The sequence below is a fragment of the Ferrimonas sediminum genome, assembly GCF_900100175.1.
Classification (GTDB): Bacteria; Pseudomonadota; Gammaproteobacteria; order Enterobacterales; family Shewanellaceae; genus Ferrimonas; species Ferrimonas sediminum.
Map to the genome: position 1 here is coordinate 16,883 of NZ_FNEM01000004.1, position 22,165 is coordinate 39,047.

At 58.1% G+C, this 22,165-nt stretch carries 18 protein-coding genes; 8 read left to right on the top strand and 10 right to left on the bottom strand.

The window, feature by feature from the left end:
- Positions 1 to 2: 2 nt before the first annotated feature.
- From BLT77_RS06125 to rlmD, 4 genes are all read right to left on the bottom strand, one after another.
- Positions 3 to 1,640, bottom strand: a complete 1,638-nt coding sequence (locus BLT77_RS06125; protein ID WP_090363539.1) for a CTP synthase — start codon at positions 1,638 to 1,640, stop codon at positions 3 to 5.
- Between the two features lie 96 nt (positions 1,641 to 1,736).
- Positions 1,737 to 2,510, bottom strand: coding sequence for a nucleoside triphosphate pyrophosphohydrolase (gene mazG, locus BLT77_RS06130; RefSeq protein ID WP_090364385.1), 774 nt, complete (start codon positions 2,508 to 2,510; stop codon positions 1,737 to 1,739).
- Between the two features lie 5 nt (positions 2,511 to 2,515).
- The gene (relA, locus tag BLT77_RS06135; RefSeq protein ID WP_090363542.1) at positions 2,516 to 4,720 is read right to left on the bottom strand and encodes a GTP diphosphokinase; all 2,205 of its coding nucleotides are present in this window, start codon (positions 4,718 to 4,720) and stop codon (positions 2,516 to 2,518) included.
- A gap of 112 nt (positions 4,721 to 4,832) precedes the next feature.
- Positions 4,833 to 6,161 carry a 23S rRNA (uracil(1939)-C(5))-methyltransferase RlmD gene (gene rlmD, locus BLT77_RS06140; RefSeq protein ID WP_090363545.1) on the bottom strand — a complete coding sequence of 443 codons (1,329 nt, stop codon included), beginning with the start codon at positions 6,159 to 6,161 and terminating at the stop codon, positions 4,833 to 4,835.
- Between the two features lie 135 nt (positions 6,162 to 6,296).
- Here rlmD and barA point away from each other — a divergent pair, with 135 nt between their 5' ends.
- Complete coding sequence (barA, locus tag BLT77_RS06145; RefSeq protein ID WP_090363548.1) at positions 6,297 to 9,023, top strand: two-component sensor histidine kinase BarA; 2,727 nt, start codon at positions 6,297 to 6,299, stop codon at positions 9,021 to 9,023.
- A 13-nt stretch (positions 9,024 to 9,036) separates the two neighbouring features.
- On the top strand, positions 9,037 to 9,630 hold the full coding sequence (locus tag BLT77_RS06150; RefSeq protein WP_090363551.1) for a YjaG family protein: 594 nt from the start codon (positions 9,037 to 9,039) through the stop codon (positions 9,628 to 9,630).
- A gap of 32 nt (positions 9,631 to 9,662) precedes the next feature.
- On the opposite strand, the gene BLT77_RS06155 is transcribed toward BLT77_RS06150, so the two are convergent.
- Positions 9,663 to 10,307 carry a hypothetical protein gene (locus BLT77_RS06155; protein WP_342707520.1) on the bottom strand — a complete coding sequence of 215 codons (645 nt, stop codon included), beginning with the start codon at positions 10,305 to 10,307 and terminating at the stop codon, positions 9,663 to 9,665.
- Between the two features lie 343 nt (positions 10,308 to 10,650).
- Here BLT77_RS06155 and BLT77_RS06160 point away from each other — a divergent pair, with 343 nt between their 5' ends.
- The 6 genes from BLT77_RS06160 (at position 10,651) to arrB (ending at position 18,134) form a co-directional block, all read left to right on the top strand.
- Positions 10,651 to 11,262, top strand: a complete 612-nt coding sequence (locus tag BLT77_RS06160) for a thiol:disulfide interchange protein DsbA/DsbL (protein ID WP_090363556.1) — start codon at positions 10,651 to 10,653, stop codon at positions 11,260 to 11,262.
- 11 nt (positions 11,263 to 11,273) lie between these two features.
- Positions 11,274 to 11,900: a disulfide bond formation protein B gene (locus tag BLT77_RS06165; protein ID WP_090363558.1), complete on the top strand. Its 627-nt coding sequence runs from the start codon at positions 11,274 to 11,276 to the stop codon at positions 11,898 to 11,900.
- A gap of 50 nt (positions 11,901 to 11,950) precedes the next feature.
- Positions 11,951 to 12,706 (top strand): outer membrane protein OmpK, encoded by a 756-nt coding sequence (locus BLT77_RS06170; RefSeq protein WP_176819208.1) that lies wholly within the window; start codon positions 11,951 to 11,953, stop codon positions 12,704 to 12,706.
- Between the two features lie 33 nt (positions 12,707 to 12,739).
- Positions 12,740 to 14,449 carry an aryl-sulfate sulfotransferase gene (locus BLT77_RS06175; RefSeq protein ID WP_090363565.1) on the top strand — a complete coding sequence of 570 codons (1,710 nt, stop codon included), beginning with the start codon at positions 12,740 to 12,742 and terminating at the stop codon, positions 14,447 to 14,449.
- A gap of 407 nt (positions 14,450 to 14,856) precedes the next feature.
- Positions 14,857 to 17,421: an arsenate respiratory reductase molybdopterin-containing subunit ArrA gene (gene arrA, locus BLT77_RS06180; protein ID WP_090363568.1), complete on the top strand. Its 2,565-nt coding sequence runs from the start codon at positions 14,857 to 14,859 to the stop codon at positions 17,419 to 17,421.
- Between the two features lie 11 nt (positions 17,422 to 17,432).
- A complete protein-coding gene (gene arrB / locus BLT77_RS06185; protein ID WP_090363572.1) occupies positions 17,433 to 18,134 on the top strand; it encodes an arsenate respiratory reductase iron-sulfur subunit ArrB in 702 nt (233 codons plus the stop codon).
- Between the two features lie 391 nt (positions 18,135 to 18,525).
- Here arrB and BLT77_RS06190 read toward each other — a convergent pair whose 3' ends face one another.
- From BLT77_RS06190 to ribB, 5 genes are all read right to left on the bottom strand, one after another.
- Positions 18,526 to 19,008: a phosphatidylglycerophosphatase A family protein gene (locus BLT77_RS06190; protein WP_090363575.1), complete on the bottom strand. Its 483-nt coding sequence runs from the start codon at positions 19,006 to 19,008 to the stop codon at positions 18,526 to 18,528.
- 12 nt (positions 19,009 to 19,020) lie between these two features.
- Positions 19,021 to 19,986, bottom strand: coding sequence for a thiamine-phosphate kinase (thiL, locus tag BLT77_RS06195; RefSeq protein ID WP_218126911.1), 966 nt, complete (start codon positions 19,984 to 19,986; stop codon positions 19,021 to 19,023).
- Between the two features lie 62 nt (positions 19,987 to 20,048).
- Positions 20,049 to 20,459, bottom strand: a complete 411-nt coding sequence (gene nusB / locus BLT77_RS06200) for a transcription antitermination factor NusB (RefSeq protein ID WP_028113867.1) — start codon at positions 20,457 to 20,459, stop codon at positions 20,049 to 20,051.
- 25 nt (positions 20,460 to 20,484) lie between these two features.
- Positions 20,485 to 20,949, bottom strand: coding sequence for a 6,7-dimethyl-8-ribityllumazine synthase (gene ribH, locus BLT77_RS06205; protein ID WP_028113868.1), 465 nt, complete (start codon positions 20,947 to 20,949; stop codon positions 20,485 to 20,487).
- A 109-nt stretch (positions 20,950 to 21,058) separates the two neighbouring features.
- Positions 21,059 to 22,162 carry a 3,4-dihydroxy-2-butanone-4-phosphate synthase gene (gene ribB / locus BLT77_RS06210; protein ID WP_090363581.1) on the bottom strand — a complete coding sequence of 368 codons (1,104 nt, stop codon included), beginning with the start codon at positions 22,160 to 22,162 and terminating at the stop codon, positions 21,059 to 21,061.
- Between the last annotated feature and the right edge of the window lie 3 nt (positions 22,163 to 22,165).

The following is a 22,165-nucleotide window of genomic DNA, read 5'->3' on the forward strand; positions in this document are numbered from 1 at the left end:
CTCTAGTTTAGTTCGCCTTTCTGGAACTCACCCGCCGCCTTTACAAAGCCGGCAAACAGAGGGTGGCCATCACGTGGCGTGGAGGTAAACTCCGGGTGGAATTGTCCGGCCACAAACCATGGGTGCGCCGGAATCTCGATGATCTCCACCAGTTTCTTGTCGGTCGACAGTCCGGCAAAGGACAGCCCCGCTTCCTCCAGTTGCTTACGATATTTATTATTCACCTCGTAGCGATGACGGTGACGCTCGACACAGGTATCACTGCCGTACAGTTCGGCAACCTTGGAGCCTTGTTTCAGGTGACACAGCTGGGCACCGAGACGCATTGTACCGCCGAGATCGGCGTTTTCAGTGCGCTCCTCCACGTTACCCTCTTCGTCGACCCATTCTGTGATCAGGCCCACAACCGGGTGGGTTGAGTCCGGACGGAATTCGGAGGAGTGGGCGTCTTCCATGCCGGCAACGTTGCGGGCAAATTCGATCAGCGCCACCTGCATACCCAGGCAGATCCCCAGGTAAGGCACCTTGTTTTCACGGGCGTAGCGAGCGGCCATGATCTTGCCTTCCACGCCACGTTCGCCAAAACCGCCAGGAACCAGAATGCCATCCAGACCGTCCAGAATACTGGCGCCTTTGGCTTCCACATCCTGAGAGTCGATGTACTTAATGGTGACGGAGAGACGGTTTTTCAAGCCACCGTGCTTCAGGGCTTCGTTGACCGACTTGTAGGCATCGGGCAGCTCGACGTATTTGCCGACCATGCCGATGGTTACTTCCGCAGTAGGATTGGCTTCTTCGTAGATCACCCGCTCCCACTCTGCCAGGTCCGCTTCCGGACAGCTCAGGCCGAAGCGCTTGGTCACCAGCTCATCCAGCCCCTGGGATTTCAACAGTGCCGGAATCTTGTAGATGCTGTCGACGTCTTTCAGGCTGATTACCGCCTTCTCTTCGACGTTACAGAACAGCGCAATCTTACGACGCTCATTGGCCGGTACCACCCGGTCGCTGCGACAGATCAGCACATCCGGCTGGATGCCGATGGACAGCAGCTCTTTCACCGAGTGCTGGGTCGGCTTGGTTTTCACTTCACCGGCGGCAGACAGGTAGGGCACCAGAGTCAGGTGCATGAACATGGCCCGATCACGGCCCAGCTCTACAGCCAGCTGACGCAGGGCTTCCAGGAATGGCAGGGACTCGATGTCACCAACGGTGCCGCCCACTTCGACGATGGCCACGTCGTGGCCTTCGGCGCCGGAGATCACCCGCTCTTTAATGGCGTTGGTGATGTGGGGAATAACCTGGATGGTGGCACCCAGATAGTCGCCGCGGCGCTCTTTGCGCAGAACGTCGGCGTAGATACGACCGGAGGTAAAGTTGTTGCGCTTGCTCATCTTGGTGCGGATGAAGCGCTCATAGTGACCCAGGTCCAGATCCGTTTCGGCACCGTCTTCGGTTACGAACACTTCACCGTGCTGGATGGGGCTCATGGTGCCTGGATCGACGTTGATGTACGGATCCAGTTTCATCATGGTCACGTTCAGACCACGCGCTTCCATAATGGCGGCAAGAGACGCTGCTGCAATGCCTTTACCCAACGAGGAAACCACCCCGCCCGTCACGAAGATATAATTTGTAGTCATGCTGAACCTGAGAATTGAAGAAACTAACTAGTGGGAGTTCACTATTCGGACGGGATAACAGTATAACAGAGGCCAACTTACAGAACAATTGAGAACTCACTGTTCTCGGCGTTTTAGTTGCTGCCAATACTGCTCCAACTCCTCGAGGCTGTGATCTTGCAGGCTACGGCTCTGGTCGGCGGCCAGGGCCTCTACCCCGCGAAAGCGCCGCTCAAACTTGCCGTTGGCACGACGCAGGGCCTGCTCCGGGTTCACTTTCAGGTGACGGGCAAGGTTGGTAACCGCAAACAGCAGGTCACCAATTTCATCTTCGACCCGATCCGGGTCGACCGCTGGCTGGTTGACCTCAGCCAGGACCTCATCCACCTCTTCATGAATCTTGGCCACCACCGGCGGCAGCGCATCCCAGTCAAACCCCACTGCGGCCACCCGCTTCTGGATTTTCAGGGCCCGGTTGAGGGCCGGCATCGCCTGGGGAATGTCATCCAGCACCGAATGCTCACCTTTGTCGGCCCGCTCGGCGGACTTGCTCGCCTCCCAACTGGCTTTCAGTTCGGACTCGGGAATCGCCGCATCGGCAAACACATGGGGGTGACGCCGCTCCAGCTTATCGCAGATGCGACGGGCGACCTCTTCAAAATCAAACCACTGGCGCTCCTTGCCCAGCTGGGCGTAGAACACCACCTGAAACAGCAGGTCCCCCAGCTCACCGGGTAACTCGTCCCAACTCTGACGCTCGATGGTGTCGGCCACCTCGTAGGCCTCCTCCAGGGTGTGTGGCACGATGGTGGCAAAGTCCTGCTTGAGATCCCAGGGGCAGCCGCCCTCGGGATCCCGCAACTTGGCCATGATGGCCAGCAATCGATCCATCTGACTCACAGGCGCCCTACCTCCAGCACCCCGGGGATCTGGCTCAGCCTGGATACCAGCCGGGTCAGCGAGTCCATGTTAAACAACTCCAGTTTCAGCTCAATGGCTGCGGTGTGCTGCCTGGCATCGCTGTGACTGCGCATCTCCAGCACGTTGGATTTCTCATTGGCCAGCAGGGTGGTCACGTCCCGCAGCAGGCCGCTGCGGTCGTTGGCGATCACCCGAATGGAGACGGTGTAGCCGCCGGAGACACTTTCGCCCCAGACCACCTCGACGCCGCGTTCCGGATGCTTGCCCAGCAGACCGGCCAGCTGTTCGCACTCTTCCCGGTGCACCGACACGCCACGACCCTGGGTGATGTAACCGTAGATCGGATCGCCGGGCAGCGGCTGGCAACACTTAGCCATATGGGTCATCAGGTTGCCGACACCATTGACCTCTATCTGGCCGGAGCTTTGGCGAGGCTTGGTGGGTGGCCGGCTGACCAGCTCCGCCAGCGCCTCTTCGTCACTGTCCTGTTCGCGCTTATGGCGACTCTGGATGTGGTTGATCACCTGGTTCAAGCGGATGTCGCCACCGCCAATGGCCGCCAGCAGATCTTCCAAGGCGTGCATGTTAAACCGCTGAACCGCGCTGTTGGCGTCCTCAAGCTTAAGCCCGTGACGCTGCAACTCGGTCTCCATCATCTCTTTACCGGCGGCGGCATTTTTGTCTTTGTCTTCCAGTTTAAAGAAGTGGGCGATCTTGGCCCTGGCACGGCTGGTTTTGATGTAGCCGAGGCTGGGGTTGAGCCAGTCCCGTTTCGGGTTCGGCTGCTTGGCGGTGATGATCTCCACCCGCTGCCCGGTCTCGACAATGGTGGTAAAGGGCACGATACGCCCGTCGATCTTGGCACCGATGCAGCGATGCCCCACCACCGAGTGGATGTAGTAGGCAAAATCCAGCACCGTGCTGCCTGCCGGCAGATCGACCACGTCGCCGCGTGGGGTAAACACATAGACCCGATCTTCAAACACCTGGCTGCGGACTTCGTCCACCAGGTTGCCGCTTTCGACCACGTCCTCCTGCCACTGGAGGATTTTTCTCAGCCAGTTGATCTTCTCCTCGAAACCAGAGGACTTGCCCGACTGTGGCCCCTCTTTGTATTTCCAGTGCGCCGCTACGCCCAGCTCAGCATCCTGATGCATCTGTTCGGTGCGAATCTGAATCTCCACACTCTTGGCCTCCGGCCCGAGCACCACGGTATGGATGGACTGATAGCCATTAGGCTTGGGCGTGGCCACGTAGTCGTCAAATTCGTTGGGCAGATGGCGCCACTGGGTGTGCACCACCCCGAGGGCGGCGTAACAATCCTGCAGACGCTCGGCAATGATCCGCACCGCCCGCACATCGAACAGCTCGGAGAACGCCAGGTTCTTCTTTTGCATCTTCTTCCAGATGCTGTAGATGTGTTTCGGCCGGCCGTACACCTCGGCGCGGATGCCATCGGCATCCAACTGCTGCTGCAGGCCGGAGACAAACTCTTCGATGTAGTTCTGCCGGTCGATGCGCTTCTCATCCAGCAGTTTGGCAATCTCTTTGTAGGTGTCCGGGTGCAGGTAGCGGAACGACAGATCCTCCAGCTCCCATTTGAGCTGGCCGATGCCGAGTCGGTTGGCCAGCGGCGCGTAGATGTCCCGCACCTCGCGAGCCAGCACCACCCGGGTCTCTTCGTCGGCGTTCTTGACCTCCCGAAGCATGACCACCCCTTCGGCCAGCTTGATCACCACCGCCCGCACATCTTCCACCATGGCCAGCAGCATGCGGCGCAGGTTGTCGATCTGCCCTTCGGAGGCACTGATGCCGGTACCGGTCTGCAGGGTACGGATGGCATCCATCACCTGGACACTTTTGATCAGCGGCAACAAGCGCTCGCCAAACTCCGCCTCCACCTGTTCCAGTGTCAGTACCTGCTCATCGATGCAGGTAAACAGCAAGCTGGCTTCCAGGGTATCGATGTCCATATTCAATGGCAGCAGGATCTCCACCATCTCACGGGCACGAATCAGGCAGGCGTCCACCACCTTCGTATCGACGTCAGTGAGGTTCTGGCAATAACGATAGGTGGCCTCCAGCTGTTGCTGCTGACTGTCACTGAGTGCCAATTGCTGCAGCCACTGCTGCAGGTCAACCTGTTGTTCTCCAAAATGGATCTGACGAACGGAAACCATGGTGCGTGCTCATCCTCTAACTGGCCCAACGGCTTGGGCATCCTGGTGTGGCTGTCGTCTTCATTGACGACCCGTAGCCCCGGGGATCGGCTCACCCCGGCAGCGTTCTATCCTATTGCAATTCAAAGAGTGCCATCGACTCCAGATGCTGAGTATGCGGGAACATATCCACCAGTCCAACCCTTGTCAGGCGATAATTCTGCCCGGTGAGCAATTTTGCATCACGGGCCAGACTGGCGGGGTTACAGGAAACGTACAACACCCGTTTCGGCTGCCAGGTGCCCAGGTGGGCCAGAGCGCCAACGGCACCGGCTCGGGCCGGATCCAGCAGCAGCAAATCCACCGGCTGCAACCAGGGCGCGCTCAGGTCCTCGGCATTGAGATCGGCCTGATGGAAGCTCAGATTCTTCAGCCCTAACTCGGCGGCCCGGGCATTGCCGCGAACCACCATCTGCTCCACCCCTTCGACGGCAATCACCGCCCTGGCTCGCTGCGCCAGCGGCAGACTGAAATTACCGACACCGGCAAACAGATCCAGCACCACGTCGTCCTTGCCCGGGGCCAACCATGCCAACGCCTGGGCCACCATCTGACGATTGACCGCATCGTTGACCTGAATAAAGTCCCCTGGCAGGTACGCCAACGGCAAGCCCTCCTCGCCATTGCCGATGGCAAAGGGAGCCAATGGCTGACCGTCGAGGCGCTCGATGCCGTCGTTGCCGTCAATCAACACCGTCAGGCTGTGGCTTTCGGCAAACTGTTGCAGCTGCTGCCGGTCTGCCTCAGCCAGTTTCTGGGTAAATCGAAAACACGCCAGGTTGCCGTCATCGGTCTGGGTCAGTTCGATGTGCCCCAGTTGCCGCCGGCCCCGAAGGCCAGACGCCAGCTGTTTCAGCGGCGCAATCAGATCACAAAACGGCGCCACCAGCACCGGACAACGTTCGATGGCGACAATGTCGCGGCTGCCCTCCTGCCGAAACCCGAGTTGCAACGCCCCCTGCTCCATCTTCACCGCCAGACGGGCCCGGCGGCGGTAGTGCCAGTCGTCGCCGACGATGGGCTCAGCCACCTGCTCGCAGTGGGCGTCCCCCAGTTTGCTCAGCAACTCAATCAACGACTGCTGCTTATGGCTGCGCTGGTCGGCGGAGCTCAGGTGCTGCAACTGGCAGCCGCCACAGGCACCAAAATGGGGGCAGGTCGGCTCGATTCGTACAGGGGCATCATTAAGCCGATTCAGCACTTTTCCGATGGCGAAGCGCTTTTTCTGCTCGGTCAGCTGCACCTCGGCCTGCTCGCCCGGCAGCAGCCCGGGCAAAAACACCACCTTGCCCTGATACTCCGCAACCCCCTGACCTTTGTGATCGAGACGATCGGCACTGAGGCGGATTTTTTTAGACAACTTCTTTAATTTATTGGACTTAGGGGTAAAAAACTGTGCCATAGAAAGGTCCGTTGATTACAATAGGGGGATCGTGACAGGTATTGGACTGTCGCGATCCCCCTGAAAAGCTGGAAAATCCAGCGGCATTAAGGGATAACAATAGCCAAACATACTTAGCGGAGCATTGTCCCACAGATGAATGGGGTCACCAAATACAGTCTCAGAGCCTGGGTGCTGGTGTTGGCACTGGCACCCACCATACTGATCGGCGTACTGCTAGGCAGTTTCTTCACTCTGACCCGTTTCTCGGAGCTGGACAACTCGCTGCTGGTTCGGGGTAAGAACATCGTCAGCCCCCTGGCTATGGCGGCCAGCTACGGCCTGAGCACCAGTAACCGTGACTACAGCCAGCGACTCATCGACATGATTCACAAGCAGAACTCACTGTTTGTGCAATTGATAGCGATATTTGACAACCAGAATCAAGTATTTGCCACCAGCCAATACCGGCAGAACTTCGACCTGATTAAACTGCCCATCAACCGGGATCTGACCGAAGGGATCAACATCGAGCACATCGGTGACCATGTGATTATGCGGGCACCGATCTACACCCTGCCGACCCCGGCGGTAGACACCAATTTTACGCCACGGACCCAACTGGGCTACATCGTGCTGCAGATTAATAAGCATGAAGCCCTGGTTAACCAGTACCGCGGCGCGGGCTGGGCCTTCATCATCGTCCTCATCGGTGTCCAGCTGAACCTGCTGTTCACCTTCAGGCTGATGAAAAACGTCACTCGCCCCATCACCGACATGGTAACCGCCGTGGCCAAGATTCGAGAGGGTAAGCTGGATACCCGGCTGCAGGGGGAGCTTATCGGCGAACTGGACCACCTGAAGCGGGGCATCAACGCCATGGCCTCCTCCCTGGCGGAATACCACAATGAGATGCAACAGAACATCGACCAGGCCACCTCCGACCTGCGGGAGACTCTGGAGCAGATCGAGATTCAGAACGTGGAACTGGATATCGCCAAAAAGCGGGCCCTGGAAGCCAGCCGGGTTAAATCGGAATTCATGGCCAACATGAGTCATGAGCTGCGCACGCCCCTCAACGGCGTCATCGGCTTTACCCGGCAGTTGCTGAAAACGCCGCTGCACGACAACCAGCGCGACTACCTCAACACCATCGAGCGCAGCGCCACCAACCTGCTGTCCATCATCAATGACATCCTCGACTTCTCAAAACTGGAAGCGGGCAAGATGGTTCTTGAGAAGATGCCTTTTGCCCTGCGCGAAGCGGTGGATGAAACCATGCAGTTGCTGTCCACCGCCGCCGCCGAGAAGGAGCTGGAGCTGGTGATCGACATCGATGAGCGAGTACCGGACAGCCTCAACGGCGACGTGATGCGCCTGCAGCAGATTCTGACCAACCTGGTCAACAACGCCATTAAGTTCACCGACAAGGGCAGCGTACGCCTGCAGCTGGATGCCGCCAAGGAGACACCGGAGCGGGTGCTGATCCGCGGCGAAGTGGCGGACACCGGCATCGGCATCAGCAAGGAACAGCAATCGATGCTGTTCCAGGCCTTTGGCCAGGCCGATAGCTCCATCAGTCGTCGCTTTGGTGGCACCGGCCTGGGACTGGTGATCACCAAACGGCTGGTCAACCACATGGATGGCCAGATCGGCTTCACCAGCAGCGAAGGCCAGGGCTCCACCTTCTGGTTTACACTCAGCATCGAAAAGAGCCCGTTTACCATCTCCGATCCGCTGATTCTTGAACAGGTTTATGGTCAGAGTGCGCTGGTGTTTGAGCCGAGACTGCTGACCCGAAACAACCTGGTGCAACAGTTGGATAACTGGCACATCAAGGCCACCGCCTGCGGCAGCAGTTCGCCACTGCATCAGCAGCTCAGCGATCAGCACTATGATCATGCCCTGATCGCCTGGCGCAAACTCAAGCCCAGCGAGGGCATGATGGAAACCCTTGCGATCATCCGCAACCACTGCGACAACCTGGTACTGCTGCTGGACAGCAACAACAGCGAGGTCGCCAACCAGATGGCTGGCCTGGGCATCGACCACTGCCTGACCCTGCCCATGAGCGAACGGCGGCTGTTTGCCAGCCTGACCAATAAAGACGCCCAGCACCAGCCGGCCCCCCAGGTACCGATGACCATCAGTCGCGAGAAAAAGGCCCTCAAGACGCTGGCTGTGGATGACAACCGCGCCAACCTTAAGCTTATCGACACCCTGCTCAGCGAGCTGGTGGACGAGGTTGATACCCTCTCCTCCGGCACCCAGGCCATCCAGCGGGCGCAGGAGCAGGAGTACGACATCATCTTTATGGACATTCAGATGCCGGACATCGACGGCATCCAGGCCACCCAGCGCATCCGCCAGCAGTCCCGCAATACCCGCACCCCGATCATCGCGGTGACCGCCCACCTGCTGGGCGCCGAGCGTGAGCAAGTACTTGCCAGCGGCATTGATGACATCCTGACCAAACCCATCGATGAGCAGGGACTGGAGCAGGTCCTTGACCGCTGGACCTCCACCGCCACTCCGGTATTAAGCCAGGTAGTGGACTGGAAACTGGCACTGACGCAATCCGGCGGCAATAATGATCTGGCCAAAGAGATGCTCAAGATGCTGATGGACAGCATTCCGCAAACCCGTGAACTTATCGACAACCATCTGCAGCTGGGGGATCGTACCGCCATGCTGAAAACCGTTCACAAGTTGCACGGCGCCACCTGCTACTCCGGCGTGCCCGGGTTGCAGAAGCTGTGCGCCGATCTGGAGTCACAACTGAAGCAAGGCAACAGTACTGCCCAGCTGGAACCGGAAATTCTTGAGTTACTAGACGAATTAAACAAGGTAGAATCCGCGGCCGAAACCATACTGGCCGCCTAATTGGAATCCATACATGAGTAAAGCACCCGGCTTTTTCAGCCGCATCAAAGCCCTGTCTCCCGAGGGCAAGCGCCTGTTCGCTACTGCCCTGGCGGAGCGCATGCTGCCAAACTTCCAGCTGTTTTGTGCGGCTCTGGACAACAACGATCACGCTCAGCTGCAGTCATCCCTGGATCTGCTGTGGGAAAGCTGTTTCAGTCGGCGACTGAAACTCAGCTACGAGCTGCAACTGGAGAAACTGGAGGCGATCACGCCGGAGCCCGACGACCACGACATGTACGGGGTCTACCCCGCCATGGACGCCGTCGTCGCCGTCAGCACCATCTTTATCGCCATGCAGCAGAAGATCGAGGACGACCTGATTAACGTGTCCAAGCTCTCCAGCTCCACGGTCACCAACTACATCGAAGTGGTCGAAGAGCCGGAGCTGGATGGCAAAGCCCTGGACGACTTCATTTTCGCCCATGAGATGATGCAGCAAGAGAAGGCGATTCAGCAGCAACTGCTGGAGTGGGTGGAGTCGGAGCCCGGCATTGACGACATCAAAGAGATGCGCCGCGACATCCGTCAGGCCGCCATCTCCAACATCGGCATCAGCCTGGGCTAGCCGCCCTGCCCCTGCCGGCCCTGCGGGGCCGGCTACTCCTCCAACGACGCCTCCACCCGCTCAATCAGTTCATCGACATCGAACTGCTGCAGCTGCAGGTCAATGTCGGTACAGATGGCCATCACCGGTTCCAGACTGGCCAGGGTCATCGGCCGGGACCATCGCAATGAGGCAATACTGGGTAGCATCGCCTCAAAGACCCGCTCCATCGGCATCTGCATCATCTCATCCCGAAAACTGTAGTTATTGCTGAACAGGGAAAACCCCCGCTCGACACAGGTCACCAGATTGAGGCAGTGATGAATCTCCTCATCGGTAGCCTGCAGCTCGCCCAAGGTCCGGGCCCGCTCCAGAAAATCGCAGTTTAGCTGATACCAGCTATCCAATAGTTTACGGGTGGTGGCAATCCGGTGGTGCGACGCATGCTTCCACACGCAGGGCATGGCCGCCAGAAACTGCACCCCGGCCGGATCCATGGCCTGACGGGCACGATGTACCCACACCAACTGCATCGCCATAAACCGCTGCTGGTAGCTGGCGGGGTAGAGAGCAATCTCCTGAGTGGCCTTAACCCCCCACTTGCCGATGATGCGGTTAAATAAACCGACGGCGATATCTTCACGGCTGGAAAAATAGTTATACAGGCTGTTTACCGGACAGTTGGATTGACGCGCCAACTCAAGCAAGCTTAAGGAGAAAAGCCCGTGTTCTACTATCGCTATTTCCGCGGTATTTAATATCGCACTTATTCTCTTTCTTTTTAATTCTGCCCGAGTCATCTTTGCACCAGATCACAAATAAGTTGGGGAAAGTATTCATAAAATAGTTGCTGTTTTCTGTTAGCTAACCCACAAATAAAGCCCGATATAATCAGAACGCGAATTGGGTCACATCTCGCTTTAAAAAAGTAAAATAATTCCCCAGTTTCCCGGCAGGTGTCGTCACAGTTACCCGTCGCCAGTCTCCCTATTCTAGTCAACAACAACGGCATCACTGCCCCTGACACCTATGGAGACCCCCATGAAACGCATACTTACTCTTGCTGCCGCCTCACTGCTGGCACTGACCGCCCAGGCCGCAGAATTTAGCGAAGGAAAGCATTACATTGACCTTAAAGATCAAGGTTTTAATGCTCCAAATCAGGTGGTAAAAGTCTATTCAACCAACTGCCCATTCTGTTATAAATACGAAAAAGCCGTCATGCCAAATTATATTAAAAATCTGCCTGACGGTGTCGACTATGACGCCTACCACATTACCACCAAGCCTCCCTTTGGTTTAGAAAAAGCCACCGTAGTTGCTGTTGCCAAAACCCTTGGCGAAAAACAATACAAAAAAGTAAAGATGGCTTATTACAAGCATATCCATGACGATAAAATTAAATTCAAATCCTCTGAAGAAGCAACTTCATTCGGACTGAAAGCTGCAGGCATCGATGCTGCCGACTTCGAAGCCAAGAAGGGCAGCGCCGAAGTCTCTGCCCTACTGACCAAGTGGGATCAGGGCCTTAAAGTCGCCAAGGTCAAAGGCATTCCCGCCATCGTGGTTAACGGCCAATACCTGATCGTGACCCAATCGATCACCAGTATGAAGATGCTGGATGACCTCACCGCCGAACTGCTAACCAAGTGAGGAGGATAACCATGACCCCCATCACTCAAGGTTGGCAGGACCTGAAATCTGCCCCGCTAACGACCCTGCAACAGTGGCAGCAACAACGTTGGATCTGGCTGCTGATGAGTGGCGCCGCGCTGTTCCTGATCCTCGCCGCCATGGGCTACTTCCAGTGGTTCCTGGCCATGGATCCCTGTGAAATCTGCGTCTACATCCGCTTCAGCCAGATGTGCATCCTGTTTGCCGGCCTGATCATCGCCATTAAACCGGACAACCAGCTTCTCAAGCTGGCTGGCATGGCTCTGGCCTGGTACGCCGTGCTTCAGGGCATGGCCTGGTCCATTGAACTGGCCGGCCTGCACGACTCATCCCACGCCCTGGATGCGGTGATGGCCGAGGGCGGTGACCTGTTCGCCGCCGGTGGTGGCGGCGGCGCCTGCTCCACCGAACCCAAATTCCCACTGGGGTTACCGATGCATGAGTGGTTTCCCTATGAGTTCCAGCCTTCCGGCATCTGTGGCGAAGACGACTGGAGCCTGTTGGGACTGAACATGGCCCAGTACTGCATCATCGCCTACAGCGTGTTCATCGCCGCTCTGTCGGCAGTTACCTTCGGCTGGCTCAGCTGCCTGGGTAAAAAGCAGTCCAATAGATAACCCAATAAAGGTGCCCCACAGAGGGCACCCCCCTTCCAACGGAGATGACAATGAAAACACTGAATACCGCACTGGCGCTGGCCCTGCTGACGGCCGCCCCGGCCCACGCCGGCATGGTGGCCGTAGAGGCCGGCATGATGGACTGGGGAAGCCAGGCCGAAGCGCACTTTGGCAAAGGCAAGAGCGAGAACGAATTCGTCACCCTCAAGGGGGCCACCGGCAGCGCGTTTGGCGATGTCTACGCCCACGTCAAGCTGGAGGATTTTACCGACTCCGACATGATCGGTTCCGAGATCAATATTGTCGGCCAGATCAACATCGGCGATGGCGACTGGAACTGGTACGGGCAGGTGTTCAACAAGCAGAAACCGGTGTGGTCCGAAACCAACACCACCCTGGGTATCAGCCACGACAAGACCTGGGACAACGGCCTCTATACCCAGGTGGCCCTGGCCGGTCATATCGTTACCTCCGACTATGCCCACTTCAAAAAGGCCAATGGCGAGTCCTTTGACGCCAATGGCTTCAACGGTGGTTACGTCTGGCTGTGCGCCAATCAGAGCTTCAACCTCGGCGGTCACGACGTCACCCTGGGTTGGTGGCAGGAGCACTTCTTCGGCCGTGGTGACGACTACCTGATCGTTTCCGGCGATACCGAAGATCACGGTTTCAATGGCCAGCTGACCCTGAGGTACCACATCGGTTCCGGCCTGTCTGCATCACTGCAATACCGCTATGCCGAAAACAACCTGGGCAAAGAGGGCTTCCACGACGGTGTGTTCTACGCCCTGCAGTACAACTTCTAATAAACCAAATTATTTGAAAGACGGAGAATCACGATGAAAAAGACACTGCTTGCCACCTCCCTGGCCATGGGCCTGCTGGGACTGAGCCACTCAGCCATTGCCGGCGACGGCGGCGACTGGGCCGACAAATACCTGACCACCGTGGCCACCCAGGGTGAGATTGGCATCGTTAAGGTCAACCCTTACGACTTTGCCCCGCTGACCGCCATTATCGACCTCAATGGCTTCAGCATCTCCGACGTCAAGGTACGCATCGAGCCCAAGAAAGGCGGCTCGGTGATCGAATACCCGGTGTCCGACAGTGCGGTAACCACCCACAACGGCATCCCAGTGTTTGGTCTGTACGCCGACTACAACAACACCGTGTCGGTGGAGTACAACAAAGACGGTAAGCGCATCAAGGAGCAGTACAAGATCAAGACCGCACCGGTCAAGCAACTGCTGTTCGACGGCCAGACCCGCTCCTTCCCGGAGGTGGACGTGGTCAAGGTGGACAAGCAATTCAAAGACCGCCTCTACCTGGTGAACCACCTGGGTGCCGACGATCAGACCCAGGGCTGGGACAACTACCCCATCGTGTTTGTGACCGACACCGCCGGCGAAGTGCGCTGGTTTATGGACTGGGATAAGGTCTACGATCAGGACACCACCAAGGGAATCGCCATGGGCTTCCACCTGGCGGACAACGGCGAGCTGTACTGGGGCCAGGACCACTACTACGCCCGTTACGACATGCTGGGCCGCAAGGTATTTAAGCGCGACATGCCCCGCGGCTTTACCGGTTTCTCCCACGCCATGCTGGAGATGCCCAACGGCCACTACCTGCTGCGGGTCGCCAAGGAGAAATACCTGCGCGAAGACGGCAAACGCATCGATACCGTCCGTGACCACGTCATCGAAGTGGACCAGACCGGCAATGTGGTCCAGGTGTGGGATTTCAACAAGATCTTCGACAACATGCGCGACGACCTGCTGATCGGACTGGACTCCGGTGCCGTATGCCTGAATGTGGATGAGAACCACGCCGGTGAAACCATGGACATCGAGCCAGACGCCCCGTTTGGCGACCTGCCCGGCGTCGCGGCCGGCCGTAACTGGGCCCACATCAACTCCATTGATTACGATGCCAAAGACGACTCCATCATCGTCTCCATGCGCCACCAGGGCACCGCCAAGGTCAGCCGTGATGGTGAAGTGAAGTGGATCCTGGCTGCCAACAAAGGCTGGGGCAAGCTGTCTGACAAGGTGCTGACCCCGGTGGACGCCAGCGGTAAGCCTCTGGACTGCAACATGAATACCGGCACCTGTGCCGACACCGACTTCGACTGGCCCTGGACCCAGCACACCTCCTGGCTCACCAGCCGTGGTACCCTGGTCTCCTTCGACAACGGCGACGGCCGCCACTTCGAACAGCCGGCCATGCCGACCATGAAGTACAGCCGCGGTGTCGAGTACAAGATTGATGAAGACAAGATGACGGTGCAGCAGACCTTCGAATACGGCAAGGAGCGCGGTTACGAGTGGTACTCCCCCATCACCTCCAACATCGAGTGGCGCGACGACAAGGACAGCTTCTTCATGTACTCCGCCTCCGCCGGCCTGTTTACCGGCAAGCCGGGCAAGCACTTCATCAATGAGGTCACGGAAAACGGTAAGGTTAAGGTGGAGCTGACCGTCAACTCCATGGCCAAAACCGAGCCAAGCTACCGTGCTTTGATCGTGGATCCCAAGCAGCTGTTCTAACCCCTTCCTCCTGACGATAAGACCGAGCCCCGCCATGCGGGGCTTTTTTGACCTGCGCCGCAATTTCCTGAATTCCCAATTTCTTGTGAGGGGCTGGCTTGCTCCCGTCCCTCTCTTTTGGACCGGTTACCTCAGAATCATTCATTACAACAGACCTGAGCAAGCAGGGTGGCGCTGACCCCTTCAGGGGCTGGCCCCAATCTACCGGATTCGTTATCAGCAAACGCCCCGGAAGAATCAGGACTCAACAGATTTCGCCTTACTAAAAACCATAGAAAATATGTGGTTACTTTTTGACCAGCGTCATATCAATCTCAGCCTTAACAGTATCAACATAGCCAGGAGCATAGGTGATATACGGCCAGGCTCATGCGCTCTTACGTATATTGCAATACAAGGATGACATCATGACCAAGAATGACACGTTCAGCTCCTCCAGGAGGAAGCTGCTCAAAGGCTCTCTGGTAGGCACCGCCGCCACCGGGATTACCGGCGGCTTTGCCTTCTCTCCACTGCTCGATCTCATGGCGAACGAACTGCCCAAGGTGGATCTGCGCACCAACACCGGCACCTGGGTACCGACCACTTGTCAGGGCTGCACCTCCTGGTGTGCCAAGCAGGTGTACATCATGGACGGTCGCGCCATCAAGGTGCGTGGCAACCCCCACTCCAAGATCCACGATACCGCCGGTTGCCCCCGTCAACACCTGGGCCTGCAGATGGTGTATGACCCGGATCGCCTGAAAACCCCGATGATGCGCACCAACCCCAACAAGGGACGCCATGAGGATCCCAAGTTTGTCCCCATCAGCTGGGACAAGGCGATGGATATGCTGGCTGACCGCATCCTGGCCTTGCGTGAGCGCGGCGAGAGCCACAAGTACGCCCTGCTGCGCGGCCGCTACTCCCTGGCCCGTGACCTGCTGTATGACAAGATGACCAAAATCATCGGTTCGCCCAACAACATCTCCCACAGTGCCATCTGTGCCGAGGCCCACAAGGCCGGGCCCTTCTTCCTGGACGGCAACTGGGGCTACAGCCAGTACGACGTCAAAAACACCAAATACATCCTCTCATTCGGCGCCGACCCGATCGCTTCCAATCGCCAGGTGAGCTTCTACTCCAGTGAGTGGGGCAACACCCTGGACCGCGCCAAGGTGGTGGTGGTGGACCCGCGGCTGTCCGCCTCCGCCGCCAAGGCCCATAAATGGATCCCCATCGAGACCGGCCAGGACTCCGCCCTGGCACTGGCCATCGCCCATGAAGCCCTGGTGGCCGGCGTCTGGTACAGACCGTTCGTGGGTGACTTCAAAGATGGCAACAACCACTTCGTCACCGGCAAGGCGGTGGATGAATCCCTGTTCGAGGACAACTACAGCCATGGCCTGGTGAAGTGGTGGAACCTGGCTCTGAAAGAGTACAACGCCGAATGGGGAGAGAGTGTGACCGGCGTGAAAGCGGAAGAGATCCGCACCATGGCCAAAGAGATGGGCGCCGCCGCACCGGCGGTACAGGTATGGACCGCGCGGGGCGCGGTAATGCAGACCCGGGGCACCTACACCTCCATGGCCTGTCACGCCCTCAACGGCCTGTTCGGCGCCATCGACAATCAGGGTGGGGTACTCCCCTACAACAAGGCGCCGCTGAATAAGACCTTCCCCGATGCGGCGGCCTATCTGGACGCCACCGCCAACAAGGGGAAGAAGCACGAGAAGATCGACCAGCGCGGCCGTCTGGAATTCCCCGCCCTGAAAAAGGGCAAGTCCGGCAAGGGCGTGGTCACCAACAACGCCGCCGACGGCATCCTCAACGCCGACCCCTACGAGATCGAGGTGATGCTGGCCTACTTCAACAACTTCACCTTTGCCGCGCCGGAAACCGAGCGTTGGGAGAAGGCCCTGAGCCGGCTGCCCTTTATGGCTCACGTGACCACCAACATCTCCGAGTTCAGCTGGTTTGCCGATCTGCTGCTGCCCGCCAGCCACCACATGTTCGAGAAGTGGGGCGTCCTGGCGGCCGCCGGTAACGGTGTCAGCCACGTCTCCTTGCAAAGACCCAGTATCAAGCGGATGTATGACACCCGCCAGGACGAGACCGAGGTGCCCTACCTGCTGGCCAAAAAGTTGGCGGACAAGGGCTTCGACAACGCCTGGCGCTACATCAATGAGCAGATCGTCGATCCGGAAACCGGCAAGCCCGCCAAGAATTCCGAGGAGTTTGCCGAGATCGCCGTCAAGTACGTCACTGCCCCTCTGTGGCACAAAGACGCCTCCAAATATGGTGACAAGCTCTCCGGCTGGGAGGAGTTTGTGCAGCTAGGCGTATGGAACTCCCACCCCTACGATTACCGCAAACGCTGGGGCAAATTTAAGACCGACACTCACAAGTTCGAGTTCTACAGTGTCACTCTGGAGCATGCCCTGGGTAAGCACGCCAAGCGCCACCATGTCTCCATCGACGAGGTGGTCAAGGCGTGTGAGTACACCGGTTTTGGCGAAAAAGCCTTTGTGCCTCACTACCAGGAGCCGGTTCGCGACGGCGATGCCAAAGCGTTCCCGCTGCTGCTGGTGGACCACAAGTCCCGCCTCAGCCACGAAGGCCGCTCCCAGAACTCTCCCTGGTTCTATGAGTTCGGTGATCTGACCCCGGGTGATGAAGCCCATAAGGACGTGGCCAAGCTGAACCCTGTAGACGCCAACACCCTGGGCATCAAGGATGGTGACGAGATCCGCCTCATCAGCACCGTGGGCGAGCTGACCTGTACCGCCAAGCTGTGGGAAGGGGTGCGTCCAGGCAGTGTCGCCAAGGCCTTCGGTCAGGGGCACTGGGCCTACGGCCGCTATGCCGCCAAGGAGTTCGGCAAGACACCACGGGGTGGCAGCAACAACGCCATCATCCCGGCCCGCTATGACCGTTTCAGCGGCGCCTCGGCCTTCTATGGCCACACCCGTATCCGTATCGAGAAAGCGTGAGGTAACAACAGATGAAACTAGGAATGGTTATCAACCTGCAGAAATGCGTAGGTTGCGGCGGCTGTGACCTCGCCTGTAAGACGGAAAACAACACCCCTGACGGCATCCGGTGGTCCCATCACATCAGTAAGACGGAGGGAAGATTCCCCGACGTCAGCTACAGCTACATCCCCACACTGTGTAACCACTGTGAGAATGCGGCCTGTGTCGAGGTGTGCCCGGAAGACGCCATGTACAAGGCGGACAATGGCCTGACCCTGCATAATATCGACAAGTGCATCGGCTGTCGCCGCTGTGAACGCGCCTGTCCTTACGGTGTCATCGGCTTCAACAAACAGGCTCCGCACCGCAGCTGGCAGGATGATCATCAGCTGGTGGCCGGAGGCACCGTCTCTCCCAAGGAGGTACTGGTCACCACCGGCGCCAAGCGCTCTCCCCATGAGAACCCGGAGCGCGGCGATACCTACCCGGTCAGCCGCCCCGTCAAAACGGTGGAGAAGTGCACCCTATGCGATCACCGCCTGGCGCAGGGGCTCAACCCAGCCTGTGTCGACGCCTGCCCCGCCGGAGCCAGGGTAGTGGGCGACCTCAGCGATCCCGACAGTGAGGTGTCCCGCCTGCTGAAGATGCACCACTCTATGCAGCTGAAGCCTGAAGCCGGCACCAAGCCGAGGGTGTACTATATCCGCAGCTTCGGCGTACGCCAGATCTAAACCGGAGACAAGGCGGCGGGACAACCCGCCGTCTTTTTTAAACGACACCAGACCAAGTGTCCGCCACCGGAAGTTCCCTTCACCTCCAGGCCGGTTTATTCACCACTGCCCCAGTTCGGGGAAAAACTCAATCAAGATTGATGACGACCCAGGTGCTCTCTGGGCCAGGGTCATCCGCAGGCTGGGATAACGCTCAAACGGTCCCACGGTTCCCCTCAGCCGCAGAACAGGGCTTTGCGGCAGGGGTACGGGATCTCTCAGGGCGATTCACATCTGGAAAAACAAATATCCATCAATCTCATTTGCCAATCCGTATGGATAAAGCCGGAAAGATGACCTTTAGATGACAAAAGGCCCACCGGGGTGGTGGGCCTTGACGTCAGACAGCGGTTTATAGATTAGGAAAGAGGCGGGCCAGGGCCTGCAACCACACCAGGGCAAAGATCCCGGCGATGATGTCATCCACCATGATCCCCAATCCACCGTCCACCTGCTTGTCGAAGAACCGGATCGGCCACGGCTTCCAGATATCAAACAGCCGAAACAGGGCAAAGCCAATGACCAGCCAGATCCATCCCGCCGGAGCGGCGATCAGGGTGATCAGCATCCCCACCACCTCGTCCCAGACGATGGCGGGGTGATCATGTTCGCCCATGTCGCTGGCGGCCTTACCACAGATGTAGATGCCGGCGGCAGAGAACAGGATCAGGATCATCAGATAGGGAAACAGCCCCAAGTCCTGCATCAGAAAATAGAAAGGAAACGCCGCCAGGGTACCGAAGGTGCCGGGCGCCTTGGGCGCCAGCCCCAGGCCGCCGCCCAGGGCCAGAAAGTGCACCGGGTTCTTAAGGCTGAGTCCTGCAAAACGAGTCATGGATCTATCCCGCTAAAAATGTTGAAAACCAGTGGGGGCATCACTCTCTACTTCACCATTGCGGTAGTAGTGGATCCCCTCTCCCGCCCGGATCTGGCCGATGCAGGTATGGCTGACGCCCGCCTCTCCCAGGGCGGTCATCAGTGCTCCTTTCCTGGCTTCCGGTACGGTAAACAGCAGTTCGTAATCTTCGCCACCGGCGATGGCCACCCGCTGCGCCTGCTCCAGCCCCAGAGTCTCGACCAGCGCCGAAGACAGGGGCACGTCGGTGATCTCCACATGGGCCGACACCTGAGAAGCCTTGACGATGTGGCGCAGATCCCCGGCCAGGCCGTCGGAGATGTCCATACAGGCACTGGCGATACCGCGCAGCGACCGGCCCGCCAGAATCCTGGGAGTCGGCCGCAGATGACGGGTCACCAGAAATTCGCGGTGATCGTCGCTGGCCGCCAGATCACCGTGCAGAATCTTCAAACCGGCGGCGCTGTCACCCAGATGACCGGTCACAAAGATCCAGTCACCCGGCGAAGCACCATGACGGTAAATCCCCTGCCCGGCTGGCACATGGCCCATGGCGGTCAGGGTAATGGTCAGCGGACCGCGGGTGGTATCACCGCCCACCAGGGCAATGCCATAGTATTCACAGATCTGGTTCAGCCCGGCGGCAAACTCCGCCAACCAGGGCTCATTGCTTTCCGGCAGGGTCAACGCCAGCGTCAGCCAGGCCGGATCGGCCCCCATGGCCGCCAGATCGGAGAGATTCACCGCCACCGATTTATACGCCAGCACCGCCGGCTCAATCTGCTTGAGAAAGTGAATCCCTTCCACCAGGGTATCGGTGGTCACCACCAACTGGTTGTTGTCAGGAGCCCGCAGAATCGCGGCATCGTCACCGATACCAAACAGCACGTCCTTTCGCTGGTTACCCCGTTGGCAACCCTGGCGAAAGTAACGCTCAATCAACTCAAATTCACTAATCGCCATATAAAAAACGGCCACATTTTGGGATGTGGCCGCTCCATTCAATATTGCATTGCCGGTTATCGCTGCAAGGCGTTAGCCAGCTTATCAAGCACGCCGTTGACAAACTTGTGGCTGTCGTCGGATGCAAACGCTTTCGCCAGTTCAATGGCCTCGTTGATGGCCACCTTATAAGGCACGTCATCACGGTAGAGCAACTCATAGGCCCCCACCCGCAATACCGCCATCTCGATGGGGTCCACTTCCTCCAGCAAGCGGGCCAGATAAGGCTTGCAGCGCTCATCCAGTTGCTTGCAGTGGCTGACTACGCCAACCAGCAATTCGCGGAAGTAAGCCACATCAACGCCGTCGGTTTCCTGCTCGGTGAGGAAATGATGCTCAATATTGGCCACATCATTTCCGCTTAACTGCCATGAATAGATGGCTTGCACCGCCAAACGGCGGGCTTTACGACGCTCTGAAGGCTTCACGTAATTCTCCTGATGTATCCGTCGCTTAAATATTTTTAAGGACGTTAACCATCTCCAAGGCGCTCATTGCCGCCTCGTGGCCTTTGTTGCCAGCCTTGGTGCCGGCACGCTCAATGGCCTGCTCGATGGTGTCGGTAGTGAGGACGCCGAAGGCCACCGGAGTATCAAACTCCAGCATTACCTGTGCCAGTCCCTTGTTGCACTCTCCGGCAACGAAATCAAAGTGGGGTGTACCACCACGAATCACCGCACCCAGGGCGATGATGGCGTCAAACTCGCCGCCTTTTGCCAGCTTACGGGCAACCAGAGGCAGTTCGAATGCGCCAGGAGCACGGACAATGGTGATATCATCATCATTGACTTGTCCAAGGCGCTTCAGGGTGTCGATCGCCCCTTGAACCAGGCTCTCTACAACAAAGCTGTTAAAGCGGCCAACCACCAGTGCCACCTTGGCACCCTTGGCTTCAATGTTTCCTTCGATGACTTTCATTATTTGTACCCAAAAACAGATTGGTAGACGCCCCACACCGGTGGCGGGGCGAAAAGTGGCGTAATGATAGCACAGCCGTCAGCAAAACCTTAATGCCGACGGCTCACAATTATTCGCCGATGTATTCGGTCACTTCCAGGCCGAAACCGGACAGGGAGTGATACCGTTTCTGACCCGACAGCAAGCGCATTCTGGACACCCCGAGGTTAGCCAGGATCTGTGATCCCACGCCAACGGTGCGTGATGTGCCAAAGGGCTTGCGCTTCGGTCCCTGCTCACCGGCATCTTCAACGGCCAGCGCCCGAATCCGATCCAGCATCTCATCGCTGCTCTGATGACGTCCCAGCAGAACCAGAACGCCGCCTTCATCACCGATACGGCTCATCGCTTTCTCCAGCGACCAGATACCGCTGCCACCACGTTGGGAGAACAGCAGATCGTTGAAGCCGTCGTGCAGGTGGACCCGCACCAGAGGGTTATTGCTGACGTCCCCCTTCACCAGGGCAAAGTGGGCTTCGCCGTCGATGGTGTCACGGAAGCTTATCAGCTCAAAATCACCGAAGCGGGTGGGCCAGTGACAGCTGGACTCACGCACGATGGTGGTTTCGTTATTGTTGCGGTATTCGATCAGGTCGGCAATGGTGCCGACTTTCAGGCCATGCTCAGCGGCAAAGATTTCCAGCTGAGGGCGACGGGCCATGGTGCCATCTTCGTTAAGAATCTCAACGATCACTGCCGCCGACTCAAAACCACCCAAGCGAGCCAGGTCCACCGAGGCTTCGGTGTGACCGGCGCGGGTCAGCACCCCACCTTGGCGGGCACGCAGCGGAAAGATGTGGCCCGGCTGCACCAGATCCGACGGACCGGCGTCTTTGCCAACCGCCGTCAACACCGTGACGGCACGATCGGCGGCGGAGATGCCGGTGGTTACCCCTTCGGCCGCTTCGATGGAAACGGTGAACGCGGTACCGTATTGCTCGGTGTGGCGCGATACCATCGGGGGCAGGCCCAAACGGTCACATCGCTCACCACTCATGGGCATGCAGATCAAGCCACGCCCATACTTGGCCATAAAGTTAATGGCTTCGGGAGTCACCGCTTCGGCGGCCATGATCAGGTCGCCTTCATTCTCACGGTCTTCATCGTCCATCAGGATAACCATTTTGCCCTGACGGATGTCGTCGATGATCTCTTCAATACTATTCAGTGCCATCTT